Here is a 1,760-nt window from a genome sequence, read left to right as displayed (position 1 = left end):
TTCGCTACCTTTGCCGGCTGTTTCCATTAATTTATTGAACCATGAATTACCTGCTTCTAAATTTAACCCATTATAAAAGACAGCATCCGCATCTGTTGTTTGCTTTACGTCTTCTGGCAGCGGGTCGTATTCGTGCGGGTTGGAACCAATCGGCGCAAGACTATGGATATTAACGTGATCGCCGCCTACATTTTTTACAATGTCATACACGATGGAGTATGTCGTCACCACCTGAAGTTTTCCACCTTTGTTTCCGCTATTGCCGTTGGTCTTGTCGCCTCCGCAGGCTGACAACATGCAAAGCGTCAAAATTGATGCTGCTAATGTTACTAACCTCTTTTTGAACATCCCATAATCCTCCTAGATCATTGATCATTTAATATTGTCATCATTTATACAACTAACATTGTTTATAAACCGCTGAAACCACACCGATTTAAAAATGAAAGTACTCGCTTCTCATCTGGAGAAAAAGACTCTTTATCTACACCGTTACATTAAGTTAACGAAGCTCTCTTCTTTTTTACTTTTACCAATTTCCACAATAATCCATGCTTTGGAGAGAAGAAGAATACGAGCGCAAATATGGCTGTAGCAGCCAAGACGATCGTTGCGCCTGAAGCCAAGTTGTAAGTAAAACTAAAGTAGAGTCCAATAACAGAGGACATGACACCTATACCTGAAGCTAGAAAGATCATCACCGACAATCGATCGGTTAAAAGATACGCAGCCGCTGCCGGAGTGATTAACATGGCTACAACCAATACAATTCCGACGGTTTGTAGAGAAGCTACCGTCACCATCGTAAGCAAGGTCATGAGGAAATAGTGAATCAAACGAACAGGTAAACCATAAGCAGCTCCCATCGTTTCATCAAACGAGGTTACCAGCAGTTCTTTGTAAAAAAGATAAACGGCTGCTATAACGAAGAGCGCTATTCCAAGAGTGATCCACATATCGGAGGATCGCACAGCAAGCACATTCCCAAATAAAATATGGTACAAATCAGTACTGCTTTTCAACATAGTAATGACAATAATCCCCGCAGCGAAGGCTGCTGTGAACATGATTCCGATCGAAGTATCGTGTTTAATTCGACTGTTTTGCGTGACAAAACCTATAGCAATGGCTGTGATTACACCACTAAATACCGCACCAAAGAAGAAATTGATCCCCATCATGTAGGAAATCGCCACACCAGGTAATACCGCATGCGAGATCGCATCCCCCATAAGAGCCATGCCTCTGAGTATGATAAAACAGCCGATGACTCCACAAATGATCCCTACCATCACTGAAGTTAATAATGCTTTTTGTAAGAACTCATAATGCATAATCGCGTCTATAAAAGCCATCCAACTACACTCCTATCTGATTCATAAAAGAAAACTGCCCTTTGTAAGCTTTCTCAATGACGTCTGTTTGGAACACTTCCTTTACTTCACCAAAACCGATTAATTCTTTATTCAGTAAGATCAGTTGATTAAAGTAATCATTCGCTTTACTAAGGTCATGATGGACGACCATCACCGTTTTCCCTTGCCAGCATAATTCTTTTAGTATTTTAACAATGGTTTCCTCACTCGAGGCGTCAACGCCAACAAAAGGCTCATCTAGAAAAAACACTTCCGCTTTTTGGGCAAGCGCTCTGGCAAGAAAGACACGCTGCTGTTGCCCTCCTGATAATTCACCAATCTGCCTTTTACTGAAATCCTGCATTCCGACACGCTGAAGACACTCCATTGCCCATTTTTTTTCTT

3 protein-coding genes are annotated in these 1,760 nt (G+C 41.5%); all 3 read right to left on the bottom strand.

Going from position 1 to position 1,760, the window contains the following annotated elements:
* On the bottom strand, positions 1-297 hold a 297-nt coding region (locus LD39_RS17940), incomplete at its 3' end, for a metal ABC transporter solute-binding protein, Zn/Mn family (RefSeq protein ID WP_231572611.1).
* 200 nt (positions 298-497) lie between these two features.
* A complete protein-coding gene (locus LD39_RS17935) occupies positions 498-1,355 on the bottom strand; it encodes a metal ABC transporter permease (RefSeq protein ID WP_035551057.1) in 858 nt (285 codons plus the stop codon).
* 4 nt (positions 1,356-1,359) lie between these two features.
* On the bottom strand, positions 1,360-1,760 hold a 401-nt coding region (locus LD39_RS17930), incomplete at its 5' end, for a metal ABC transporter ATP-binding protein (protein ID WP_035551055.1).

The sequence above is a fragment of the Halobacillus sp. BBL2006 genome (assembly GCF_000786645.1).
GTDB lineage: Bacteria > Bacillota > Bacilli > Bacillales > Halobacillaceae > Halobacillus.
Note: the sequence above shows the minus strand (reverse complement) of the source record. Positions and strands in the feature narration are given on the sequence as shown.